Source organism: Spiroplasma endosymbiont of Nomada rufipes, from assembly GCF_964277355.1.
In the GTDB taxonomy this organism is placed as follows: domain Bacteria; phylum Bacillota_I; class Bacilli_A; order Mycoplasmatales; family VBWQ01; genus Spiroplasma_E.
In genome coordinates, this window is the sequence record NZ_OZ195517.1 from 1057106 (window position 1) to 1082474 (window position 25369).

Sequence of the window (25369 nt, forward strand, 5' to 3'; positions counted from 1 at the left end):
CATATGAACCCTTTAATTATTGAATGAATATACTATGCTTTAGCAACTAATGATATTAAATTAGCATTAATAAATGTTTTAAAACAATATTATAAAAATCAATCATTAAAAGCAGTATTTGATAGTGAAAATGTTAATGAAAATGAAATACATCAACATTATTCATTTTTAAATCCAAATATACTTAAAAAATTAATAAGTATATTAAAACCAAATGAATTAAGTATACTTCAACATGAAATTCATAAATTTAAAAAGCCAGTAAATAGTTTAAAAAAATCTATTATGCCAACAGAAATTAGAACAGTTAAAAATTATGTAAATAAATTTAATAATTTATTTAAAGAAAATGAAGAAGAAATACCAAATAATGCATGATAAGTATTATCAAGTTCATGATTTAAAAAAGGTAGATTTACTGTTGACAATAAAAATTTAAAAATTGGAACATTAACAACATTATTTCAAAGTGATAATGATAAAAGAAAAATATGATATGGTCCTTATACTTATCCAGCATTTCCACAAGAAATATGAATATTAATGACACAAGCAAAAGGTAAAAATGGTACTGGTGCTGGAACTATATTTTGAAAATTTTGAAATAGAAAATGATTACCAAGTCAATTAAGAAAATATGTTAAAAGTGAATTAGCAAAAAAAGGTAAATATTATGGTTCACAAGATACAAATGTAATTTATCCAAATAATATTAATGTACAAAAAACTATGAATTTTATTAATAGATTAGAAAAAGGTTTTTTTAAATTAAAAGAATATAAAACTTTATCTAAAAATGAAATAGGAAGTAATCAATGAAGATATGAAAGAAAACAATTATTAAAAAATTCTTTACATACAAATAAATATATAAAAATTAAACAAAATTCTAATTTTTATAAAACATGAAAGTAGGTGATAATTATTATTGAATTAGATAAACCAATTAAACCAATTGGTATATGAAATACTATTAATCCATTAAGTAAAGATAATAAAGAATATAAAAGATTAAATAAGATTTGATTTAATAAAAATAGTACTCATATTGATAAAATTAAAATTTTAATATCAAATATTTTAAAAATAACAAGTCATAGTCTTGGTATGTTAATAACATTATTTTTTACAATAACACCATGATTAATACCTAAAATACCAATAGAAATGGGAATAGGTAGTTATACTAATCAATATAATTTTACTTGACCTGACCATTTAATATTAACTTTATTTCCTATGTTTGGTCATATTGGACTAAATTTAGTAACTAAATTAGGTAATTATGGAAAATTGATTAAATATGTATTAATAACAATACCAATTATTATTACAAGTCCATATTTAATATATCAATATAAAAATATTAAAAAACATAAAAAAGAATGTCAATTATGTAAACAACATTCAAATAAAATTCAATTGGAGGAATAAAAAATGAATTTATCTACAACAGTAATTTCATCAGTATTAAGTGGAGCAGTTGCTAGTGGAGTAATTGTTACTATTGTTTTATTATTTTTATCAAAAATTATTAAAAAAACAAAACAATCAAATTTAGCAAAAGAATTAAAAAATAATAAAGAATTAGAATTTATTAAAGCAAATATTAAACAAATAAATTCTCAATTACAATTAGAAACTACATCAGTTGCAAAATTACTTGATAGTTTTAATAATGATGAAGAAAAAGATGAAGTATTTAAAAATACTATTATCAGTCAAAGAGCATCTAGAAAAGAATTAACTGAAAAAGATAAGAAAAAAGCAACTAAAGTTAAAATTTAAAGGGTTTAAATACCCTTTATTTTACATTAAGGAGTAAATTATTATGGCTATTAAAGACCCATTAATGTTTATTACAATTGAAGAATTTAAAAATTGAAAAGGTTTTAATAATCAATTATTTGATGAAATTACAACACCAGATAGTGAAATTAGATATGCAATTGAAATTGTAAGTAATAATATTGATTATTTAAGTGGTTTTACTATTTCAAAAAAATGACCAGAAATAAATCCAACTAAATTTACTGATAATATTCAAACAGCAACTACTCATTATGTTAATTTTTTATTAAGTAAAGGTGTTGAATATGCACGTGGTCAAGCAAGTATTGGTCAAGGTGGTATAGTTTATTCACAAAATAATCCAGAAGACCCTTATTTTATACCTCCACAAGTATTTAATTATTTAAGAGATATAAATGAATATGAAAATATGCAAGGATTTCCTTTAAATTTACCTAATAAACAAAGTTATTTTTCAAAATTTTTAAGTAATCATGGTGAAATTAATAGATTAATTGAATATTTAAAAATTTTAAATCTTAAAAGTAGTGATAAAAGAGTAAAAATTAATATTTATCAACCTGAAAATTTAGATAGTCCAGTAGTTGATATTGATACTAGAGGTATTAAAACTGATATTGATAATTCATTATGAAAAATTAATGAAACGAATCCTAATTTTATAAATCCAAAAGATAATAAAGGTATTAGTGCTAATGGTAAAAGAATTATTGATGTTGGTACACCTACATTTTTAAGTGATGCTACAACTAAAGTATATGTTGATGATTTAGTAGGTAAAAAACAAGATAAATTAATTGCTGGTGAAAATATTAAGATTGATGAAAAAACTAATACTATTAGCGCTACTGGTGGTAGTGGTGAATCATTATGAGAAGTAGACCCTAATAGTACAAATATAATACAACCTAAAGAAAAAAGAATTATTACTTCAAATAATACTAGAATTGTTGATATTGCAGACCCTACACAACCACAAGATGCTGTTAATTTACGAACTTTAGACAAAAAATTAGAAGATAAAATGGATAAAGAACAATTTCAATATGCTTTTGCTTTAAATATTGTTGGTACTGAAATTCCTAATTTAGAAACCACTGATAAGACTGTTGCTGGTGCTATTAATGAAATTAATAAAAAACAATCAAGTCAAAATATTCCGCAATGAAAAAAAGTAGCAGATGTTTTTTGTAGTGATAATAAAGATTGAATTACTTATAACTGTTTACCCGATACAAAATATAAAATTTGGTACAATATTTCTCCAACAAATTGTACACCTTCATCGGAACATACATTTATGTCACAAGAATTTGTATATTCATATAATGGCAAAGTTCCTGCTGTTGTAGTTATTGCAAGTTTAGATAATAAATTATTAAAATTAGAAAAAGGAAATCCTGATAAATTTGGATGAGATAATAATTCATATGGTAATCTTTGAAAATTAGAAGAATTACAGGAATAATATTATGAATAAAGAATTTACTTATTTACATGAAATTAGTTATTGATTATTAAATAAAAGTGATTTTACTCATAGTGAATATAATTTAAGTGGTAGTAGATATTCAAGTAAAACATATAGTATTGCAGAAGAATTAGCAATATTAATAGCAATTTCAATTAAAGTTAATAAATCAATTGCTATATATTGTTTTAGAAAATTAAATAAAGATATTAATGATTTAGTAAAAGAAATATATAATGCTTTAATAACAATTGGATTGAATGATTATAAAGATTTTACTTTAAAATATCCAAATAAACAAGCAGATTTTAGATTTAAAGGTACAAAATCTTTTATTAGAGTAATGGGTGTATATAGTAATTCAAATGATAGAATACCTTTAAAATGATTTTCTAGAAGTGAAATCAAAGGTTTTGATTTAGCAATTGAATGATGTGAAGAAGCAAATGAATTTAGTCAACAAGAATTTCAAGCAATAACATTTGCATTAGGTAATGCTAAAAAAAGAATAAAAATAAAAAGTTGTAATCCAGATAATATTTATCAATATTTTATTGAATATATTAATAATATAGTACCTTTTAATTTAGAAATTATGAAATCTAAAAATGAACAAATTAAATCAGTATTTGATAATAATATCTTTAAATTATTTCATTATAGTAATTGAAAAGTAAACGCTCATAATCTTACATTAGATATGATTAATGATTTAGAAGAATTAAAAGTATTAGACCCTATAAAAGCACAGTCATGATATTATGGTGTACCTAGTGTTTTACAAGGGGCTATATTTGCTAGATATTTAGATAAAGTAAATACTAAATTAGATTTTCAAGTATCTAAAATAACTGGTGGATTAGATATAGGTATGGCAACAAGTTCAAGTGGTCATCCAACTGCTGCTTCATTATGATTTATTGGTGAAAATGATAAATGTAGAAGAGCACATAAAGAAAGTTAATTTTATCATAGTAATAATACTATGCAATTTAAAAATACTTATGAATTAGCAAATAGTATTATTGATTATTATTTATATGAAGCACAAAAATATCATGTTATGTTTTATGGTTTTACTTGTTATGTTGATTATGGTAATGGTGGTCAAGCATTTATTGATGTTTTAAATGTAGAAAAAAATAAAAAAAATATGAAATGATTAAATTTTGAACCTTTTGATAAATCAATAATGTTTTTAAAAGATAGAATTGATTTTACTACTACTGGATTAATAAAAAAATTTCTTAGTTATAATTGAGAACGTTGTCCTAATACTAAACGTCAATATAATTTAATTCAATGATTATCTAAAACTAAATTAGATAATGTTAATAATGAACCACAAATGTTAGATTTACATGATGATACTTGAGATAGTGATTGTTATGCATTAATGAATGATATGAAATGATTAATTGAACAAATAAATAATGAATTATTAATTAATAAAAATAAATTTAATTTATTTAATAAGGAGTGATAAAAATGATAAATAATAATCCATATCAATATTTAGATACTTTTGATAAAGTAGAGTGATTTTTAGATATACCTATGATTATTGCTCAAAAATCAACTAAATTATGATTAGGTAAAGGTTTATTATTTCAAAGTAAAGATAAAGATTTATTAGATTTTTTAAATAAATCAAAAGATAAAGATAAATGATTTGAAAAATTGCTAAATTGTAAAGGTAAGTGCAACTAAATTATTTTTATATCCAAATATTCGATTGGTGAAAGATAATTTAATATTTTTCTCGGTCTTTGATTTAAAGACAATATAAATTTATGAACTTCATTTTTATTAGTTTTTGAAAAAATAAATTTTTTAGGAAATTTTTCTCTAATTAAACCATTAGTATTTTCATTAGTACCTCTTTGTCAAGGTGAATATGGATTGGCAAAATAAATTTTTACATCTAAATTTTTTTCAAGTTGTTGTCAATTTGAAAATTCTTTGCCACGATCAAAAGTAATAGTTTTAACAATGTTTTTAGGAAGAATTGATAAATAATAACTGACATTTTTATTAATAACTTTAGTAGTTCTGTTTTTAACTAATATTGCTAAAGTAAATCGTGATACTCTTTCAACTAAAGTTATTAAACATGATTTGCTTTTGCCTCTTGATGATACTATAGTATCTCCTTCTCAATGACCAAGTGTTATACGATCATTAACATTTATATCTCGTTCTTTAATTGATTTACCATTAAACTTGCCACGATTTTCTTTAGATTTTCGTTTTTTACCTTTTCTTCTTAAATTTTTACTAGTAACTTTATCAAGCATTCCAAAATAAATTCAAGTATAAATTGTTTTAAAACTAATAACTCACTCTTTATGAAAATTTTTAATTCTGCCATAAATTTGTTCAGGTGATCAACCTAATAGTAATTTTTGTTGTACATATTTTACTAAATTCTTATTTTTAAACTTATGAAAACTAATATGTGATTGTTTTCGATTTTCAGCTTTATTTTGTGCAATTAATGAAAAATAATGATTATTATCTTTATTTCTATTAATTTCTCGAATAATAGTACTAATACTTCGATTAAGATTTTTAGCTATCTCACTAATTTTAAATTTAAATTTCAATTGATTCTCAATATAAATCCTTTCATCTATGCCAAGATGTTTATAACTCATATAAAAACTCCTTACTTTTTTCTAAACTAAATTTAGCATTATGAAATTTTTATATGATAATTTTTTGCAATTTTATTTACTTGCACTTACAAGTATAATTCAGCAATTATATAAATTTGGTTTACAAGAAAGTTTATTAGGAAAATCATTTTTAATGTTAATGTTAACTAAAAATAATGAATTAACATTACTTGTTCCAACACCAAGTTTTATGGATAGAGTTGCTAAATTTAATGAACAAGAACAATCAGCAGAATTATTTTTTCAACAAGAACAAAGTGATAGTGCAAAATTAACATGAGTTACTATGCAAAATGGAAAAGTAAAAGTGGAAGTATTTAGTGGTTCAAAAGAAATTATTTTAGGTTCTACAAAAACTAAAATAAAACCTAATATTGAACCAGTTGAAGAATATGAATTAAAAAATCCATTTGATTATTTACCAATTGTTGAAATAACAAATTTACCTTATTTAAATTTATATGGTAATTCAACACAATTAAATGCATATCCAGATTGTCAAAATGTTTATAAATTAATTCATGATGTTAATAAAGCATTTACACAAAAACAAAAAGAAAGAGTATTAAATAGAACTAGAGCATTAGGTAAATTAAAACCAGAACAAATATTAAAATTAAAAAATAATGAAATGGATATTAGTGAATTTGCTGATGATTTTCTTATTGATGTTGGTGTAGAAATTTATAATAAAAATGGTAATTCAAGTATGGTAGTTATTCAAGGTGACCCTAAATTTGATAATTATTGATTAGATATTAATAATACTGCTAAATTAATATTTAATGGTTCTGGTTATGATTATGATGAACATGGTAGTGATGTTTATACTAATAAAACACAAAGTATGTTTAATAATAAATATGATACGGAAACTACAGAAACAAAAATTGCACATTATACTCCTTATATTTATAGAATGCTTGATATTTTAGTTACTTATAAAGGTTATTGAGATAGTAATAGTGAAAGACCTTATAGTTTTAAATTTATTCCAATTGCTATGACTGACCAAATAGTACAAGACCAAATTATTAATTCAAGATTAAATAATGGAACAATGTCACAAGAAGAAGCAATTGGTGAATATGATAATATTGACCCTTTAATGGCTGAAAATAAATTAGAAAATATTATTAAATCAGATATAAAAATAAATAATAAATTAGGAGAAAATCAAAATGATAATGAGCAACGCAATGAAAATTCAATTAATGAAACAAGCACATCTAGCATTAAAACAAACTCAACAATTAATTAAAAGATGTAGTTATTGAAAAATATTTCCATTTATTATAAATAATGGTGCTATACCTTTAACTGAAACTGGTTATAAGACTATTAATAGTAAAATTAGTGATTTTGGTCAATATGAATTAATATTAACTGGTAATACTCCAGTTGTATGTATTTGAAAAAATAGTACAAAAATATATCAAAAAAATAAAGGTATTATTAATCCAGATACTCATAAATCTAGTGGTCAAGATGAATTTTATACAAAACAATATAAAATTGGTGATTATTGAAATGCTTATTTAATTGATGATACAAGTGGTGTTGATTTTAGTAATTTACCAAATAATCAAATATTTAAAACAGTACAAACTAAAAGGCAATATACTTTAGTAATGTTTGAAGAACATATTACAATTGATGATTATTTACAATTTTTTGTTGTATTTAATGATGAAAATGAAAATATTGGTGGTAATAGTGGTAAAAATCAAGATAGACAATTATTATATATTTCAAATGTAACAAATTATTATAGTCCTTATAATGGTGCATTTAGTATGCAAGTTTTAACTTTTAGTAGTTTAAATGATAGAGTAATTAGTAGTGGTCAAAATACACTTGATTTTGTACAATATGCAAGCCCGGGTAGTGGTTATGTTTCCTAGTATTGAAAAAGGAAAAGTAACCTTAAATCGTACTTTAATGCGTGATATAGGAGTAAGATATAGTCATAGACAAAGTTATGGATTAGAATTATTAACAAGTTGTTATTATTATGGAAGACCAATAATTCAAGGTCAAGAACCAATACAACAAAATAATGAAGAAATATTTGAAAGTAAAGTATTTGCTTCAAGAATATTATTTATTGCTGGTAATAATGATTTATCTACAACTGATACTAAAAATAATGGTGGTTTACTTGCTGGAATAAATGATAAAATAACTACAAGTAGTCATCCAGAAACAAAATTTTATAATATTATGGACGCTAAACCTACTGGATTTACTAATTTTAAAAATTTTACAGAATGATTAAAAACTTCATTAAATTTTCAAGATAATTTATTTGTAACAAAAGATTTTAAAGGTATGTTATCTTTTGATAAAGATAAAGCAAGATTAAGTAATGGTACATCAGTAGGAGAAGCAAAATTCTTTTGAGATAGTGAATGAAATATAAATAATTTAACAGGTAATTATAATGTTGATATGTCAAGTAATTTTAAATATAAAGACCCAGATTCTGGATTAGTTATTGGTTCACCAACTGTTGATTATTCAAAAATAAGTCAAAAATATATGTCAGCAATATTAAATTTTAATAGTGTAGTATTTTCACCATTAATACAAATGCCTTATGATAGTCAACAATGATTACCATTTGCATTAAGTGATATTCCTTTAATTGGTAAATTATTAAATGCTTTAACATTAGGTATATGAAGTAGTTGAGTTATTACTCAAAATGCTCAACAATATAAAAAAATGTTATATTTTAATGGTTTTATGAGTGCTTTTTTTACAAGTAATTTAGAAAATATTATTGGTAATGGTGGTTTAATTCCTTTAAATGCTTTTACAAATGATAATGATTTTACTATTGGTAAATTATTAGGTGCAAATGTTTCAACAACTGCTATGACAATGAAATTAAGTGATAGAATTAGTGTTTATCCATGAGATGCTAAAACTGGTAAAAAGTTAGAAGTAAAAGAACAAATAAGTACAGTTGATTTATCACAAAAGAAAACAAAAGAAATTTTTAATCATATAATAGATGATAAAGTATATATAATGGCAGAAGATACTGAATTTTTAGATATTTCTTCACCATTAACTAATGAAGATACTGAATGTCAATGAAATCCTACAAGTAATGGAGTTATTGATGGTTCAAATTATGCTTATATTATTGATACAATTGTTACACAAAGTTTACATCAAGGTGAAGAAAGACATACATTTTATAGTGATAATCCATTTACTTATCAAGGTGATTATAATGAAATATCAGTTGCTCAGTTTAGATATAATAATATGGGTGCTTTAACTGGTAATGCTTTTAATTGAACAACTTTATATAAATTAAATCATGATGAATATGAAGAAAGTGAAGAAACTACATTTAGTTATCCTGCAAAAATATTACCACCAAGTCCTCAAAATATAGCAAAATCAATTGTTATTATTCCAGATTTAAAAATTGAAATTACAGCAAATGATGTGTCATTAATAAAAAATGGATATAGTAATATAAAAGAATGAGAAGATAAAAATACAAGTAAATTTAATAAATATGAAGTAGATTTAAATTCATTATTAGACCCTACATTATTAATTAATACTTTTAATGATTTACAAAGATTTTATAAAAGTATAACAATATATTATAGTTATAAATTTGAAACAATATCAAATTCCAAGAACTCTGATTTAACTATTATTGATATTAATAGTGAAACTTTTACACCATCAAAAGAAGAAACTACAAGTATAACTATTGATTTAAAAGATTTAAAAATAAACAAAAGTAATTTTCCAGATGCTGGCTTTTTTAGTAAATTTGGAACAGTTGCTCCAAAAGAAGTTACTGATTATTTTGCAAATGCTTATTATAAAAGTATTAGTAATTATAATGTTTTTACTTCATATTCATTATGTAATTATTCATTCGATTTAAAAATTAAGAAGTCTTATGATTCTTATGAACAAAAAATAAGTAATGATTATCCTATAGCATTTAGTATAATTAATAACTCAGAAAAATTAAATTGAATTATTTATTTACAAGGCAATTTAGGTAAAATAGAATATACCAATTCTGCACAAAGAGAAGCAGATAAAAGTTGAGCATATAGATATATATCAAATCTTAAATCTAATATTAATAAAATAGTTTTAAATGCAAGATAATTTGGTAAAATTAAAATATAATTAAGTTCTAGGAAGTGAATAAACATGTATTTTTTAAATCGTAATGAATTTTGACCATGATGAGGTGATTTTATAAATTCTCCTTACACAATTTCAATTGCCATATCTTTGACATTTTTATTTCTAATGTTTGTACCATATAAGTTATTCATTCGTTTTTGTGATAATAAAAATTTAAAAAACTATATATATATATATATATACCACCTTAAGTTTTTTATTTATAAGTCCATTACTTTTTTTATTTTTTAATAGTAGTATGAATTTAAAAAATGTTTATTATATATTTATTATTTTTGCATGTATTGAGTTATTATATTTTTATTTTATTCCAATAATTTTAAAGTTAATTCGAAAATTTCCAAAATTAAAATCTATTTTTAAATTTAAAAGCAAATCTAAACAAAATAATATTTCCCCACAATCTTAAATATTAATGTATAATGTAAAAATACTTACCTTTTAAGGTTGGTAAGTTATAGATTATATGTAAACTCATCTCATAGTTAGATTTAGATAAAAAGTTACTACAATAAATAGTAACTTTTTATTTTTAAAAATACTTTTAAATTATAAAAGATTAATATATACTTAAATTACTTACTTATGTAAGTAATATGATGATAATATCAATTTTTTTCAAACTTATGTTTTATTTATAAATAATTAGGTTGGCACCTAATTAAATAGTTACCTTAACTGATAACTATTTTTTATTACTTTACATAATTTTAAGCATAAATATTAAATATCTAAAAAAATAATTTATAATAATAAATAGAAATTTTAGATAATGGAGGTAATATTATATGAGAAATATTAAAACATTATTAAAATTATTAGGAGCAGTTAGTTTGAGTACTGTTGCAGCAAGTTCAGTTGTTGCTTGTGGCGCAAAGACACCGGAGTCACATGCTGATATTGCAAAATTATTAGGATGATATGATACTGATGGAAAAAGTTTAATTGTTCAAAAATTAAATTATGATAGCACTGTTAGAAAAGAAAAATATTCAATTATTGCTGATGATTCGTTAATTAAACCTACTGCACTTTTTAAAACGAAATTATTAGTTCAAGGTTCAGTTGTGGGTAAATTTAAAGCAAAAAATGTTGAATCTGCAAAATTATTATATGATTTAGGTTTTAAATCTGGTAATGAAAGTCAAGATTATTCAGATACTGATGTTACATCTATTACTTCTTTATCTGCAGTATTACAAAATAATAATTCAGGTAAAATTGAAAAAAAAGATACAACTGACTTTAAAGTTGCTAGTGGTACTTGTCAAATTGAAGTTAAAAGTAATAATACTGTATTAAAAAAAATTAATATTAAAACAAAAGAAAGTGATTTGCTTGTTCCTAGTGTTGTTAGTCAAATGATACAAAAATCATCAAGCGCCTGAAATATAACATTTGAAGGTACATCTGCTTATAAACAAAATCAGCCGGTTATTAAACAATTACCATGAAATTCTGATACTGATGGACAAAAAGCAAAAAAACAATTTAAATCTTTATGTAAGTTATTAGGTTTAGTAAAAAATTCTGATATTTTGGTTCATTTATCATGAAGTTCAGATAGTCAAGGAAAGCAAATAATAAATACTTATACTAATGCACCAGCATTTTTAACCATAATGTTTGGTGATATAAAAGTTTGAGGTCCTGTTAATTGTGGTACACCACCTGCTTAAAAATTTAAATATTTGAAAATATTGTTATTAATAAAAATCCCAATGCAAATACTGGGATTTTTATTTTTTAATTTTTTTTATTATATTTATTTACTACATTTGTACTAATATCTTTTATAAATTTATTATTTAAATTATTTTCTGTATAATTTTGTTTAATTTCTTTTAATTTATTATTAAATTGTTCTTTATGTATTAAACAAAAATTTAACATTTCTTTTGGTTCAAATTGTTCTTTATTATCAATAATTACTTTATTTACTTCAATAATAATTTTAACTTTACAATTTTTAGCCATACATTTAATTTTTATAAATTTAGTTTTCATTATTTATTCTCCTTATTATTTAAATAATATCAACCAATTAATAAACTATCTGCTTCATCATGATTTGATATTGTTATATTTCATTCATATTTTTCATTCAAATAAAAACATATATCTTCACTTATTTTTTTATTTCAATTTCTTAAAGAAATATTAGTAATATTATTATCTATATATCATTTCTTTCACGTCAAATTATGAACTAACATATCTTTTGTTATTAATTTATTAAATCAACCAGCAATAAAACCACGTAAATGTTCTAATGTTTCTTTACCTTTACCTTTATTAATAAAACCTTTTTCAATACATAAAGATAATTGTTCTCAATATAAACCATCAACTTTATTTAAAATAATATTATGTATAAATTCCATATAATTTTCATAGTTATAATTTTTAAAATTATAACTACTTAATCATATTGGTCTTCATATATCATTTGTATGTGGAGTATTACTTTCTACTGGTTTTCATAAATATTTACAATTTACTTCACATTCTTTTTCTCATAAAGTAAATCCGGTATTTTTTATACTTGGGTCAATTGAAAGTAAATAATTAGTCATTATTATTGTCCCTCTCTACAAACAAAATAAGATTTTGCAGTTTCTAATCCTAAATAATAACCTTTTAACATTTTTTTATTTTTATATTTTTTTAATAAATTTTCAACTTTTGCCATTTCTTCATTAATTCAATCTAATACATCATTATCAGTAATACTTTTACACTCATCACATTCACTTCTTAATTTATTACCAACATAATAAGGAAAATCTAATTTATATTTCTCTTCTAATAATTGACATTCTTTATATGTAAATATATAGTCATTTTCTTTATTCATTATTTTTTCTCCTTATTTTTATTTAAATTCATAACTAATATTTCTAAACAATTCATACATCAATAATTTGTTAATCAAATTCTTTTATTACAATATTTACATTTATTCATAATTTCTATACTCATTTTTATTATTAGTTTTTATATTTTTAAATCTTTCACGAATTTCTTTAAATTTATCAAATAAAGTTTTTAAATAATTTTCACCCATCAAGATTAAAAAATCTTTATTATTACTTGGATTTAATCTTTCCATATCTTCTCTTATATAATCATCAAATAAAACTGTATTTGTAATCATATATTTTTCAAAATAATCTAATTGTTTTTCACTTGGTTCTCATTTTTCATTTTGTATTTTAGCAGTATTAACATAATTATTTTGTGGTTTATTATTTTGAATTACATTAACACTATCATTATCTGGGTCAAGTTCATCTTCACTTAATAACAATAAATTCATTAAAAATATCTATAAGCATAAGTTTCTGCACTACCTTTTGCTTTTGCTATATCTGTATTTTTAGCACAAGCAAGTATATCAAAATATTTAATTTCTTTATCATTATCTAAATCAATAATTGTATATCTTTTAAAATAAGTTATTTCTACTTCTTTAGTATCTAAATAATTTATTTTTCTATCTGTTGTTAATATATCTTCATGTGTAATCACAATATTTAATTCTTTACATAATAATTTAAATTTATTAAAAATATCACTTAATAATCAATATTTATAATTTCCAAATTTATTAAAACCATTTTTAGGTGTACTACCAATTTCTAATTGTAATTTAAGTATTTTTTTATATAAATTATTCATTATAATCACTCTTTCTATTTATTGCATTTTTAATTAAACTCCTTACAAAAGAACTCATATTTATATTTCTTTCAACACAATATTTTTTAAATTCTTCATATTCTTTTTCAGTAAGTCTAATAATCATTTGTTTATTAATAAAATCTTCGGGTTTTTTCTTATGTGCAGGCATTATTTTTTCATCTCCTTTAACCTTTAATAATCTTTTTATAGTCAATAATTATTTGTTCTAATTGATTTACATTTTCATAATTAAAATAATCATTACTAATTTTTAAATCACCATCATTATCAATTTCAACGTATAAATCTTCATACTTACTATTAAATTCTTCTTGTAATTCTTCAAATTTTTCTATTAATTTCATTGCAATATGTAATTCTAATTGATTCATTATTTTTACACTCCTTTAAAATTTTCTAATTGTAATTCATTAATATAATATTCATATAAGTAATCTCAATTATTTGATGTTAAATACATATCTTCTTAAATCATTTCATTAATACATTTATTACAATAATATGTTTTTTCTAATTCAGAAAATCATATATATTTTTCATTATGTAATTGACATTTCATTATTTTCACCTATTAATTTATAAAAACATTTATTACAAGTTCTATTTGCATATGATGAATTTTTATTACATATATCACAACTATGAGTTACTTTAATATTTAAATAATTTTTTCTATATTCATAATTTTCTTTTCAATTAAGCATTTATACTCATTCCTTTCATAAATTTGATATAAAATACTTTTTCGTTATGTGTTGATACATCTTTCATTTCAGTAACTATATAATTAATTGATAAATCATTATGATTATATGGATTATTTATTTTAAAACTTCTTCTATCTTGTTCTCATTTAATGTTATATTTAAAACATTATTGATTTTTATCATTTGTAAAAATATAATAACCATTATATTGTTCATAAAATGTACAAGATATTAAATCATTTTCATTTGTATTAATATTTGGAATATTTTTAATATATTTTAAAATTTCACTACCTTTAATACTTTCAATATCTTTTGTAATTGATTTTTTACCTAATTTATAATGCTGAATTATACTTGTAAGTGCAAGTAAATAAAATTGCAAAAAATTCTCATATAAAAATTTCATAATGCTAAATTTAGTTTAGAAAAAAGTAAGGAGTTTTTATATGAGTTATAAACATCTTGGCATAGATGAAAGGATTTATATTGAGAATCAATTGAAATTTAAATTTAAAATTAGTGAAATAGCTAAAAATCTTAATCGAAGTATTAGTACTATTATTCGAGAAATTAATAGAAATAAAGATAATAATCATTATTTTTCATTAATTGCACAAAATAAAGCTGAAAATCGAAAACAATCACATATTAGTTTTCATAAGTTTAAAAATAAGAATTTAGTAAAATATGTACAACAAAAATTACTATTAGGTTGATCACCTGAACAAATTTATGGCAGAATTAAAAATTTTCATAAAGAGTGAGTTATTAGTTTTAAAACAATTTATACTTGAATTTATTTTGGAATGCTTGATAAAGTTACTAGTAAAAATTTAAGAAGAAAAGGTAAAAAACGAAAATCTCAAGAGAATCGTGGCAAGTTTAATGGTAAATCAATTAAAGAACGAGATATAAATGTTAATGATCGTATAACACTTGGTCATTGAGAAGGAGATACTATAGTATCATCAAGAGGCAAAAGCAAATCATGTTTAATAACTTTAGTTGAAAGAGTATCACGATTTACTTTAGCAATATTAGTTAAAAACAGAACTACTAAAGTTATTAATAAAAATGTCAGTTATTATTTATCAATTCTTCCTAAAAACATTGTTAAAACTATTACTTTTGATCGTGGCAAAGAATTTTCAAATTGACAACAACTTGAAAAAAATTTAGATGTAAAAATTTATTTTGCCAATCCATATTCACCTTGACAAAGAGGTACTAATGAAAATACTAATGGTTTAATTAGAGAAAAATTTCCTAAAAAATTTATTTTTTCAAAAACTAATAAAAATGAAGTTCATAAATTTATATTGTCTTTAAATCAAAGACCGAGAAAAATATTAAATTATCTTTCACCAATCGAATATTTGGATAGAAAAATAATTTAGTTGCACTTACCTTTACAATTTAGCATATTTAATATCATATACAAACACTAAAGTAGGTTAATAATGTTAGAAATCATAAGTTTTAATAATGAACATATTACAATTAAAGTGAAAAAAAATAAAAAAGAAATTTTAAATTCATTGGTATTATTGATATCAATAATACCAATGAATTTAAAATATTTAATACTCCGTTTGCTCTTGAAATACTACTTAAATATACAAATAATAATGATAAATTAAAAAAAATATATGAACACTCACTAATATCATGAAAAAAATCCAACAAGAAAAAAACTTAAATGATTATCCAGGTAATCCTAAACTAAGACATTATCAACGTGTTGATGTTGCAATTTTAAAAGCAAATAAAAGATTTGGCTTATTTAATGAAATGCGTACTGGGAAAACACCAACTATTTTAACAGCATTATCAGAAATGAAAACTAATAAAATATTATTTGTTGTTCCTAAGTCAACTATTTTATTAACATGGGTTCCTGAAATTAAAAAATGAACTACCTATAATTGTATTACTATTAAAGATGATATTACTAAAGTGCGAACAGAAAAATATAATCAATTTAAAAATAGTAATAATTGTATTTTAGTAGTTTCTAAAAACACTTTTAAAAATGATATAAAAAATAAATTATTAACTAAATTTGATTTTACATTAGTTATTGATGAAGCACATTTTTTAAGAAACTATAAAACTGCACAAAGTTCAACAATTTTGGAAGTTGCAAATAAAGTATCATCAGTTTATTGTTTAACTGGTACCCCTGCCAATAATCATCCTAGTGATATTTTTGGTATATTAAAAATTATTGATAATAAACTATATAAAAATATTGATTATTGAGATTTTGTTGCTCGTTATTTTGGAATAATTAGAAAACGTATTACCAATTTTGTAACTATTAATATACCAAAACCAAATGTTAAACCACAACTAGCAGCAGAATTTGATTATTTAGTTAAAAAAATATCAATTATGCGCAAACAAATTGATGTACGTAATGAAATGCCAAAAATTATTAAAAATGATTTAATTTTAACTATGTCCAAAGCACAAACCGCAATTTATTATGATACTCTTGAAACTATGAAACAAGAATTATTTTATAATAAAAAATCTAAAATAACTTTTTTACAAATATTTACGAAATTAAGAACTATTTGTTCAACACCTATTAATGAGGGAATGAAAGAACTTAGGAGCAAAATTTAATTGACTACTAGACTACTTACATGATAATGAAAATGATTCAATTATTATTTATAGTAGTTTTAGTGATAAAGTAATTAACATTTTAAGTAACATTTTAGATAAACATAAATTAAATCATCAATTAATTACTGGTAAAGTAAATCATGAACAAAGGCTTAAAGCTATTAGTGATTTTCAAAGTAAAAAAGTTAAAATTATTTTATGTAATATTAAATCTACTAATGTTGGTATCACATTAGATAAAGGTGATGTTATGATTTTTCTAGATCGTGAATTAAACCCAACCGAAAATGAGCAAGCTGAAAGTCGCTTTTTTCCAACTCAATTAAACGATAATAAAACTAGAGAAATTATTAATTTATATTGTGCTAATACTATCGATTTAAAAATTAGAGACATCCTTAATAATAAAATTGATATTAATAAAATAATTAATGATCAAGGTATTAAATTTTTTGAATAATTTTATTATGTTTAATAAACTAAACGAGGATTAAAAACAAGATCTGCATTATTATTAGGAATGAATTGTTCATCATTAATTTCAAGAATATATTCTTGCAATAAAGGCGCAAATTCGTTTGAAGATTGAAAAGAATGAGTGTTATCAATGATTTGTTGACTTTCAAAAAATTCTCTATAATCACCATTATCTTCTTCATCATTTAAACAACAAAAAAGACCTGAAATAAAACCAAAAAGAGCACCAGTAAAACATCCTGAAAGCACTGTTATAGCTGAAGTAATATCAAATTCAAGAATATTTTGTTCTCTTTTTTGATATAGATCAGAAAGAGTAAACAAACTACCTCCAATAATATTTCCTAAACAAGTTGCTAATATTATTTTTTTATTAATCATGTTATTTACCACCTTTTTAACATTTAAATTATTGGTTTAGACATTTTTTTTAAATTAAATGCTTTTCAAGCAAGAGCATCTGCTTCATCATTATATATATTACCACTATGACCTTTAACTCATTTAAAATAAACATTAACATCTTTTGCTATTTTATCATAAAATGCTTTATATGCCTTTGTTTCTACTTTAGTAGTTTTTCATTCACCAGTACATCATTTACTAATTCCAACATAATCATGACAAATTAAAATTGATTTTATATTATTTTCCAAAGCTAACTGCATTGCCTTTTGTGCACCCATTATTTCTCCAGCAACATTTCTTAATTTTGCTCAATTTTCATCATCAAATTTTTCATAAAATATATCTTTTTTGCCATTATTTAAGAAAACAAGTCCATAAGAAAATTGATTAATTTCTTCTTTAAAACTACCATCAGTATATGCTATTACTTCATATTTATAGTGATTTTCAGATTTTATTTGAATTTTATCATCTAAATAATCTTGAGCTTCTTTTTTAGTTGCAAATTTTTTATACTGAGCACCAGCATAACCTCTAATTTGTGTTTCACATTCATTCCAGTTTTCAAATATTCCGATGACTCTACCTTTTTTTACTGCATAAAATTTACTTGCCATAATTATGACTCCTCTATTGTTTATTTTAATTTTACAATAATATTAAATTTTATCTAATTAAAATTACAACTAAAAGCAAAAATATTGCTAATGCTAATTAGCAAGTGACTTTACTAATTAAATAAAATGGCACAAAAAAATATTTATTATTTTAAAATTTTAATTTTTAAATTTGGGTCATTTGTTAGGATCATTTTCAAATCCTGAATTTTTAGCAAATCATCCATGTCATAATACTTCATTTACATTTCATTTTGATAAGTCTTTATTAAATAAAGAAGCTTTATAAAACATATAACCCATATCCACCACTTTTGAAGTATCTCACTTCGAAATATCTTGATTAAATGCCACTGCTCCAGCAAACATACAACGCATGCTTGTAACATCATTTACAATTCATTTTGAAATATCTTGATTAAATGATAAACAATTTCGAAACATATTATTCATATTTGTTACATTATTATCATAGAGTAAATTTGTAATATTACCATTAAATAACGAAGCACCATAAAACATTGAACTCATATCTCTCACATTAATTATATTTCAAGATAAATTTTGATTAAATGATAAAGCACCATAAAACATTGCATGCATAGTTGTTACATTAACTACATCTCAGTTTGAAATATCTTGATTAAATTTTTTTGCTCCAGCAAACATTGAACTCATATTTGTTACGTGTGCAATATTTCAACTTGATATATTTTGATTAAATGATGAAGCATTACTAAACATATAACTCATATCTACTACATTTGATGTATTTCATTTTGAAATATCTTGATTAAATGCTCTTGCATCCATAAACATATTTTTCAAAGATCTAATTTCTGATGGTAAATGATCAGATACTTTTTCTATTGTTACTGGCATTTTAACAACTTGAATTATTCCTTCTCGATTTTGAAAAAATCCAATTTGAATAACCTCTTTGCTATTTATATTTGATAAATCTACTTCACTAGTTTTCACTTGTTTTCCATCTTTGTCAATTTAAATTGTATCTTGCTGAATTTTATTATCTAAAAATTGAATTTTTTGTGAACTTGTATTTAAGATAACATTAGTTAAATTACCCGTAATTGCTAAAATACTTAATGTTGTTAATAATGATTTCATAATTAATCACCTTCCAAGTTTTCTCCAATAACTTCTTAAAATTTAAGAAGATAAATATATTTTAGTATTTTTTAAAAAAATAAATAAACAATAAGTTATAAAAAAACAAAGCATTACAATTATCTTTAAATTTAAATTAAATAAAAAATTATCAATGTACTTGCAAAATGTTCACCGATAACTAAACTATTTTTAAATTGAAACTATTTTTTATTATTAAATTGCTAAATTGCTAAATTGTAAAGGTAAGTGCAACTAAATTATTTTTCTATCCAAATATTCGATTGGTGAAAGATAATTTAATATTTTTCTCGGTCTTTGATTTAAAGACAATATAAATTTATGAACTTCATTTTTATTAGTTTTTGAAAAAATAAATTTTTTAGGAAATTTTTCTCTAATTAAACCATTAGTATTTTCATTAGTACCTCTTTGTCAAGGTGAATATGGATTGGCAAAATAAATTTTTACATCTAAATTTTTTTCAAGTTGTTGTCAATTTGAAAATTCTTTGCCACGATAAAAAGTAATAGTTTTAACAATGTTTTTAGGAAGAATTGATAAATAATAACTGACATTTTTATTAATAACTTTAGTAGTTCTGTTTTTAACTAATATTGCTAAAGTAAATCGCGATACTCTTTCAACTAAAGTTATTAAACATGATTTGCTTTTACCTCGTGATGATACTATAGTATCTCCTTCTCAATGACCAAGTGTTATACGATCATTAACATTTATATCTCGTTCTTTAATTGATTTACCATTAAACTTGCCACGATTTTCTTTAGATTTTCGTTTTTTACCTTTTCTTCTTAAATTTTTACTAGTAACTTTATCAAGCATTCCAAAATAAATTCAAGTATAAATTGTTTTAAAACTAATAACTCATTGTTTATGAAAATTTTTAATTCTGCCATAAATTTGTTCAGGTGATCAACCTAATAGTAATTTTTGTTGTACATATTTTACTAAATTCTTATTTTTAAACTTATGAAAACTAATATGTGATTGTTTTCGATTTTCAGCTTTATTTTGTGCAATTAATGAAAAATAATGATTATTATCTTTATTTCTATTAATTTCTCGAATAATAGTACTAATACTTCGATTAAGATTTTTAGCTATTTCACTAATTTTAAATTTAAATTTCAATTGATTCTCAATATAAATCCTTTCATCTATGCCAAGATGTTTATAACTCATATAAAAACTCCTTACTTTTTTCTAAACTAAATTTAGCATTATGAAATTTTTATATGAGAATTTTTTGCAATTTTATTTACTTGCACTTACAAGTATAATTCAGCATTAATCCTCCTCAATTTTTACCAATAACTTCTTAAGTTTAAGAAGATAAATATATTTTACATACTTTTAATTATTTTTTAACACTTTTTTCATAAAATTGTATACTAATAACTTATTAACTAAATCTATTGCACTATTTAAAATAATATAAATTTTAATATATAAAAAACTTAAAATATAAAAAAATAATTAATAAAATGATAAAACAGAAATCATGTAAAATGTATAATATAAATTTAAAGGGGGTTAATTAGATTATGCCAATTATTACAACTAAATGCTATATTTCATCATGTGAGAAAGAATATACATTTGACTCTTTATATCGTGATAAATTTATATATTGCAGTGGTAAATGTTATCAACAAGCATTCAATAATACAGTAACAAAATATACACAAAAATAATAAGTTAGTTTTGGAGAGATATTATGAAAAAAGAAAAATTATTAGAATTGATTAACAATAAAATATTATAAGGTTTTTAAAAATGAAAAAAAAGATATTTAAAGAAACTGTTGATGATAATTATTCAACAAAGAAAAGTATTAACTATTATAATAATTGAATGATTATAATTTTTTCATGATTAACAAGTGTAACTTTACTAATTAGTTGAGTTTTATGAATTATTTTCTTTAAAAGAGAAACTACTGATTTATTAATCCTTATTGATAATTTAATCACTAAGAAATTTTTTAAATTCAATTTAACTTTTCCAACTCTGACAATTGCAGTATTGGGTTTTGGTTTCATAATTTTAGGTGTTGTTGCCTTTCCTTTTATTTTTTTAAAAAATAATGATTTTATTTCCTTAATATTAACTAGAATTATGTTATGAATATCATTATTTTTTATTATTGGATCAATTTTATTTTTTTCCTTTGGCGGATATGTTGCTTTTTATAAATTTGCTTCTACGATAACTATTCGGAAAAAACTATTTTTCATTATTCCATGAGGATTAGAATTTTTTTATTTTATAGTTTTAATAATTTCTTGTATATGCTTTATTAAAAAAAGTAGAAAAAAGAAATATATGTCACTAGAAGCAAAAGCACTATATTCACAAAATGAAATTAATCAAAAAATAACTTCTTCAACAAATAATGAAGAAGAAGAAACAATATGAACACCACAACAAATTGAAGAAGTATGAAATAAAGGAGAAATTATTAATAATTTTAATCCACAATTATACCGTCGAGATTATGCAGGTGCCTTAATGTTTTGACATAATTTTATTGCACAACCGAAGCTTAATGATCCAATTGAAAGTTTAAATTGAACTATTGTTTATGAACGCCCCACCACAGCAGATGGAACTAATTATATTAAAAATTTAGTACCCATGAATAATAGTAATGCTGTTACTAAAGGTAATAATTTCCCCCATTGAACAACTTCAGTCACTTATGACAGTAAAAAAAATAAAAACATATTTAAAAAGAAGTCATGAAAACATAAAGAAAAAAATCAAATAGAATAAAAAAACATATTTAAAAAACTAAGTATTTTAATACTTAGTTTTTTAAATAAAGATTGATTATCCAATTTTAGTTTTAGTTTCAACATTACTTGCTAATACTGTATCCAATACATCTTGACCACCACGGACCTGATGTTGTTCTGGATCAATGCTATGTAACATAATAATAACTTGATAAGCAACATTGATTTTCATACGATTAAATAATTTTGAAGCTTCCTCAATATAAGCTTGTAAGGGATTTAACTGCGCATAACCACGCAAATGGATTCCTGCACGCAGTTTACTTAAAGCATCAATGTGATTAGTTCAATATTGATCAAAAGTTTGTAAAATAACACTATTTTCAATTTGTTTTATAATAACATCATTTAACTTTTCTCTTTTTTCAAGATAAAAATTATAAGATTTTTCAACAATTAAATCAATATTTTCTTCAGTACTTAATCGATTTAACTTTTCTGCTATTAAATCATTAGGCTTAATTAATTTATTTTCAATACCTTTAACTAATTCATCATAATCAATAAACTGTTCTCTACCAACAACTTTATTAAAAATATTTAGTAAATCACGTGCTACTGTTCTGTGCATATTTTTGATTAAATCTAATAAATCATCAGCAAGTAAAATATTATCACGTTGATGATATGTAGCTTCACGATGCTGAGCAATAACATTATCATAATCTAATAAGTTTTTTCGTGCATCAAAATTCATACCTTCAATTTTTTGTTGTGCTCTAGTAATTGATCTAGTTAACATTTTTGATCTAATATAGTCTTCACCTAAACTTGCAAAAGCTTTTTTTAATTTTTCACCACCAAAACGTAACATCAAATCATCTTCAATTGAAACATAAAATCGTGAAAATCCAGGATCACCTTGTCTTCCGGCTCTTCCACGTAATTGATTATCAATTCTTCGTGCTTCGTTTCTTTCGGTACCTAATACAGCAAGGCCACCAAGTTCAATAACACCCTTACCAAGTTTAATATCAGTTCCACGTCCTGCCATATTAGTTGCTAAAGTAATTGATCCTTTTTCACCAGCTCTAGCAATAATATCAGCTTCACGAGCATGATTTTTAGCATTTAAAATCTCATGCTTAATTCCTTCCAAAGTTAACATATTAGCAATTCGTTCTGATACATCAACATTAGCAGTACCAATCAAAATTGGTTGTCCTTTAGTATGTCGTTCTTTAACTTCTGCAATTAAAGATTTAAATTTAGCATTTAATGAAGCAAAAACATGATCGGGTTTATCTTCTCGAATAATTGGTTTATTAGTAGGAATCTTAATTACTCTCATATTATAAATTTTTACAAATTCTTCTTCTTCGGTTTTAGCAGTTCCTGTCATACCACTTAATTTATTATATAAACGGAAAAAGTTTTGATAAGTAATAGTAGCTACTGTTGTTGTTTCTTGTTGAATTGTAACATTTTCTTTAGCCTGTAAAGATTGATGAAGTCCATCACTATATACTCTACCAGGCATTAATCTACCAGTAAACTGATCAACTAGCACAATTTCACCATCTTTAACAACATATTCTACATCTAATTTGAAAACATGATTAGCACGAAGTGCATTTTGAATATGATGAAATAATTCCGAGTTATCAATATCAAATAAATTTTTTAAATTAAACTGTTTTTGAGCTTTATTAACACCCGTTACTGTTAATGCAATTTGACGTGATTCTCAATCAATTTTATAATCTTCAGGTATTAAAGTTTTTGCAAAAACATCTGATGCTTGATATAAAGGAGTACGATTTTTTGAACCACCAGAAATAATTAAAGGTGTTCTTGATTCATCAATTAAAACAGAGTCCGCCTCATCAATGATAGCATAATTAAGCTGACGTTGAACTTTTTCTGGATAAACCTTAACCATATTATCACGCAAATAATCAAAGCCTAATTCCGAATTAGTTGTATATGTAACATCTTTTAAATACGCTTCACGTTTTTGATTAGTAGAATGATCACGAAGACTAACGCCAATAGTAATTCCCAAAAATTCTAAAATTGGTCGATTTAATTCAGCATCTCTTGCCGCCAAATATTCATTAACAGTAATAACATGAACACCTTTACTACTTAAAGCATTTAGATAAATTGGCATCACAGCAGTTAAAGTTTTTCCTTCACCAGTTCGCATTTCAGCAACATCACCATTATGAAGAACAATACCACTAATTAATTGAACAGGATATGGATGTAATCCACTAATTCTTCGTGCTGCTTCTCTAATTGTCGCAAAAACTTCAACTAAAATATCATCTAAAGTCTCACCTTCTGCCAATCTGGTTCTGAATTCAACTGTTTTATTTGCTAATTCTTCATCTTTAATTTTTCTCATTGTTTCATCAAGGCTAATTATTGCCTTAACTTGTTTATTAATTTTTCGTAAAATTTTACGATCTCACATAAAGTAAATCACCATTTTTTTCTTTATTATTACTTATACTTATTATTACTTGTAAAGTAATAAAATCTTTATTATTTTAACATAAAAAAACTTAGAAAACTTAGTACCCAAAAAAAAATTGTATTTATATTATATTTTTTTCTTTCTCTTCGAAGTTAGAAAAAATAATTTACTATAATTATTTTAATTACGCTGAATTATACTTGTAAGTGCAAGTAAATAAAATTGCAAAAAATTCTCATATAAAAATTTCATAATGCTAAATTTAGTTTAGAAAAAAGTAAGGAGTTT

The 25369-nt window shown here is 22.6% G+C and carries 32 protein-coding genes; 17 read left to right on the forward strand and 15 right to left on the reverse strand.

What is annotated here, in order from left to right:
- The first annotated feature begins 3 nt into the window (after positions 1-3).
- From ACICQF_RS05825 to ACICQF_RS05860, 8 genes are all read left to right on the forward strand, one after another.
- Positions 4-381 carry a hypothetical protein gene (locus tag ACICQF_RS05825; protein WP_395473112.1) on the forward strand — a complete coding sequence of 126 codons (378 nt, stop codon included), beginning with the start codon at positions 4-6 and terminating at the stop codon, positions 379-381.
- 162 nt (positions 382-543) lie between these two features.
- Positions 544-915 (forward strand): hypothetical protein, encoded by a 372-nt coding sequence (locus ACICQF_RS05830; protein WP_395473113.1) that lies wholly within the window; start codon positions 544-546, stop codon positions 913-915.
- Entirely contained in the window at positions 916-1434 is a 519-nt protein-coding gene (locus ACICQF_RS05835; RefSeq protein WP_395473114.1) for a hypothetical protein, read from the forward strand.
- A gap of 3 nt (positions 1435-1437) precedes the next feature.
- On the forward strand, positions 1438-1788 hold the full coding sequence (locus tag ACICQF_RS05840) for a hypothetical protein (RefSeq protein ID WP_395473116.1): 351 nt from the start codon (positions 1438-1440) through the stop codon (positions 1786-1788).
- A 43-nt stretch (positions 1789-1831) separates the two neighbouring features.
- On the forward strand, positions 1832-3280 hold the full coding sequence (locus tag ACICQF_RS05845) for a hypothetical protein (protein ID WP_395473118.1): 1449 nt from the start codon (positions 1832-1834) through the stop codon (positions 3278-3280).
- A 4-nt stretch (positions 3281-3284) separates the two neighbouring features.
- Entirely contained in the window at positions 3285-4247 is a 963-nt protein-coding gene (locus ACICQF_RS05850; RefSeq protein WP_395473119.1) for a hypothetical protein, read from the forward strand.
- Positions 4248-4268: 21 nt separating this feature from the next.
- The gene (locus ACICQF_RS05855) at positions 4269-4769 is read left to right on the forward strand and encodes a hypothetical protein (protein ID WP_395473121.1); all 501 of its coding nucleotides are present in this window, start codon (positions 4269-4271) and stop codon (positions 4767-4769) included.
- 2 nt (positions 4770-4771) lie between these two features.
- On the forward strand, positions 4772-4993 hold the full coding sequence (locus ACICQF_RS05860; protein WP_395473122.1) for a hypothetical protein: 222 nt from the start codon (positions 4772-4774) through the stop codon (positions 4991-4993).
- Here ACICQF_RS05860 and ACICQF_RS05865 read toward each other — a convergent pair.
- Positions 4990-5940 (reverse strand): IS30 family transposase, encoded by a 951-nt coding sequence (locus ACICQF_RS05865; RefSeq protein ID WP_395473123.1) that lies wholly within the window; start codon positions 5938-5940, stop codon positions 4990-4992. The genes ACICQF_RS05860 and ACICQF_RS05865 overlap by 4 nt on opposite strands.
- Before the next feature lie 40 nt (positions 5941-5980).
- Here ACICQF_RS05865 and ACICQF_RS05870 point away from each other — a divergent pair, with 40 nt between their 5' ends.
- The 4 genes from ACICQF_RS05870 to ACICQF_RS05885 all read left to right on the forward strand — a co-directional run bounded on the left by ACICQF_RS05870 (position 5981) and on the right by ACICQF_RS05885 (position 11837).
- Positions 5981-7222: a hypothetical protein gene (locus ACICQF_RS05870; protein WP_395473124.1), complete on the forward strand. Its 1242-nt coding sequence runs from the start codon at positions 5981-5983 to the stop codon at positions 7220-7222.
- Positions 7143-7865 carry a hypothetical protein gene (locus ACICQF_RS05875; protein WP_395473125.1) on the forward strand — a complete coding sequence of 241 codons (723 nt, stop codon included), beginning with the start codon at positions 7143-7145 and terminating at the stop codon, positions 7863-7865. Before ACICQF_RS05870 ends, ACICQF_RS05875 begins: the two co-directional genes overlap by 80 nt.
- Positions 7855-10116, forward strand: coding sequence for a hypothetical protein (locus ACICQF_RS05880; RefSeq protein WP_395473127.1), 2262 nt, complete (start codon positions 7855-7857; stop codon positions 10114-10116). The genes ACICQF_RS05875 and ACICQF_RS05880 overlap by 11 nt, the downstream gene beginning before the upstream one ends.
- 830 nt (positions 10117-10946) lie before the next feature.
- Positions 10947-11837, forward strand: coding sequence for a hypothetical protein (locus tag ACICQF_RS05885; protein ID WP_395473128.1), 891 nt, complete (start codon positions 10947-10949; stop codon positions 11835-11837).
- A 67-nt stretch (positions 11838-11904) separates the two neighbouring features.
- Here ACICQF_RS05885 and ACICQF_RS05890 read toward each other — a convergent pair whose 3' ends face one another.
- The 8 genes from ACICQF_RS05890 to ACICQF_RS05925 form a co-directional block, all read right to left on the reverse strand.
- Positions 11905-12165, reverse strand: a complete 261-nt coding sequence (locus ACICQF_RS05890; RefSeq protein ID WP_395473129.1) for a hypothetical protein — start codon at positions 12163-12165, stop codon at positions 11905-11907.
- Positions 12165-12734: a hypothetical protein gene (locus tag ACICQF_RS05895; protein ID WP_395473130.1), complete on the reverse strand. Its 570-nt coding sequence runs from the start codon at positions 12732-12734 to the stop codon at positions 12165-12167. Before ACICQF_RS05895 ends, ACICQF_RS05890 begins: the two co-directional genes overlap by 1 nt.
- Before the next feature lie 2 nt (positions 12735-12736).
- Positions 12737-13015, reverse strand: a complete 279-nt coding sequence (locus ACICQF_RS05900) for a hypothetical protein (RefSeq protein ID WP_395473132.1) — start codon at positions 13013-13015, stop codon at positions 12737-12739.
- A gap of 102 nt (positions 13016-13117) precedes the next feature.
- Positions 13118-13468: a hypothetical protein gene (locus tag ACICQF_RS05905; protein ID WP_395473133.1), complete on the reverse strand. Its 351-nt coding sequence runs from the start codon at positions 13466-13468 to the stop codon at positions 13118-13120.
- Positions 13469-13476: 8 nt separating this feature from the next.
- Positions 13477-13839, reverse strand: coding sequence for an ERF family protein (locus ACICQF_RS05910; protein ID WP_339049050.1), 363 nt, complete (start codon positions 13837-13839; stop codon positions 13477-13479).
- Complete coding sequence (locus ACICQF_RS05915; RefSeq protein ID WP_395473134.1) at positions 13832-14011, reverse strand: hypothetical protein; 180 nt, start codon at positions 14009-14011, stop codon at positions 13832-13834. The genes ACICQF_RS05910 and ACICQF_RS05915 overlap by 8 nt, the downstream gene beginning before the upstream one ends.
- Before the next feature lie 16 nt (positions 14012-14027).
- Positions 14028-14234: a hypothetical protein gene (locus ACICQF_RS05920; RefSeq protein WP_395473136.1), complete on the reverse strand. Its 207-nt coding sequence runs from the start codon at positions 14232-14234 to the stop codon at positions 14028-14030.
- A 502-nt stretch (positions 14235-14736) separates the two neighbouring features.
- Positions 14737-14979: a hypothetical protein gene (locus tag ACICQF_RS05925; RefSeq protein WP_395473137.1), complete on the reverse strand. Its 243-nt coding sequence runs from the start codon at positions 14977-14979 to the stop codon at positions 14737-14739.
- 40 nt (positions 14980-15019) lie between these two features.
- On the opposite strand from ACICQF_RS05925, the gene ACICQF_RS05930 reads away from it, so the two are divergent.
- From ACICQF_RS05930 to ACICQF_RS05940, 3 genes are all read left to right on the forward strand, one after another.
- On the forward strand, positions 15020-15970 hold the full coding sequence (locus ACICQF_RS05930; protein WP_395472746.1) for an IS30 family transposase: 951 nt from the start codon (positions 15020-15022) through the stop codon (positions 15968-15970).
- A 271-nt stretch (positions 15971-16241) separates the two neighbouring features.
- The gene (locus tag ACICQF_RS05935; RefSeq protein ID WP_395473138.1) at positions 16242-17204 is read left to right on the forward strand and encodes an SNF2-related protein; all 963 of its coding nucleotides are present in this window, start codon (positions 16242-16244) and stop codon (positions 17202-17204) included.
- On the forward strand, positions 17170-17667 hold the full coding sequence (locus tag ACICQF_RS05940) for a helicase-related protein (RefSeq protein ID WP_395473139.1): 498 nt from the start codon (positions 17170-17172) through the stop codon (positions 17665-17667). Before ACICQF_RS05935 ends, ACICQF_RS05940 begins: the two co-directional genes overlap by 35 nt.
- An 11-nt stretch (positions 17668-17678) precedes the next feature.
- Here the strand turns inward: ACICQF_RS05940 and ACICQF_RS05945 are convergent, their stop codons facing one another.
- The 5 genes from ACICQF_RS05945 to ACICQF_RS05965 form a co-directional block, all read right to left on the reverse strand.
- Positions 17679-18065 (reverse strand): hypothetical protein, encoded by a 387-nt coding sequence (locus ACICQF_RS05945; RefSeq protein ID WP_338958242.1) that lies wholly within the window; start codon positions 18063-18065, stop codon positions 17679-17681.
- 23 nt (positions 18066-18088) lie between these two features.
- On the reverse strand, positions 18089-18709 hold the full coding sequence (locus ACICQF_RS05950) for a ribonuclease H family protein (RefSeq protein WP_339039162.1): 621 nt from the start codon (positions 18707-18709) through the stop codon (positions 18089-18091).
- A 159-nt stretch (positions 18710-18868) separates the two neighbouring features.
- On the reverse strand, positions 18869-19690 hold the full coding sequence (locus ACICQF_RS05955; protein ID WP_395473140.1) for a BspA family leucine-rich repeat surface protein: 822 nt from the start codon (positions 19688-19690) through the stop codon (positions 18869-18871).
- Between the two features lie 21 nt (positions 19691-19711).
- A complete protein-coding gene (locus tag ACICQF_RS05960) occupies positions 19712-19837 on the reverse strand; it encodes a hypothetical protein (protein WP_395473141.1) in 126 nt (41 codons plus the stop codon).
- Positions 19838-20092: 255 nt separating this feature from the next.
- On the reverse strand, positions 20093-21043 hold the full coding sequence (locus ACICQF_RS05965) for an IS30 family transposase (protein WP_395473142.1): 951 nt from the start codon (positions 21041-21043) through the stop codon (positions 20093-20095).
- A gap of 362 nt (positions 21044-21405) precedes the next feature.
- Between ACICQF_RS05965 and ACICQF_RS05970 the strand changes: the two genes are divergently transcribed.
- On the forward strand, positions 21406-21555 hold the full coding sequence (locus ACICQF_RS05970) for a hypothetical protein (RefSeq protein WP_281748502.1): 150 nt from the start codon (positions 21406-21408) through the stop codon (positions 21553-21555).
- Positions 21556-21637: 82 nt separating this feature from the next.
- On the forward strand, positions 21638-22636 hold the full coding sequence (locus ACICQF_RS05975; RefSeq protein ID WP_395473143.1) for a hypothetical protein: 999 nt from the start codon (positions 21638-21640) through the stop codon (positions 22634-22636).
- 57 nt (positions 22637-22693) lie between these two features.
- Here ACICQF_RS05975 and secA read toward each other — a convergent pair whose 3' ends face one another.
- A complete protein-coding gene (secA, locus tag ACICQF_RS05980; protein ID WP_395473144.1) occupies positions 22694-25078 on the reverse strand; it encodes a preprotein translocase subunit SecA in 2385 nt (794 codons plus the stop codon).
- Positions 25079-25369: the final 291 nt, after the last annotated feature.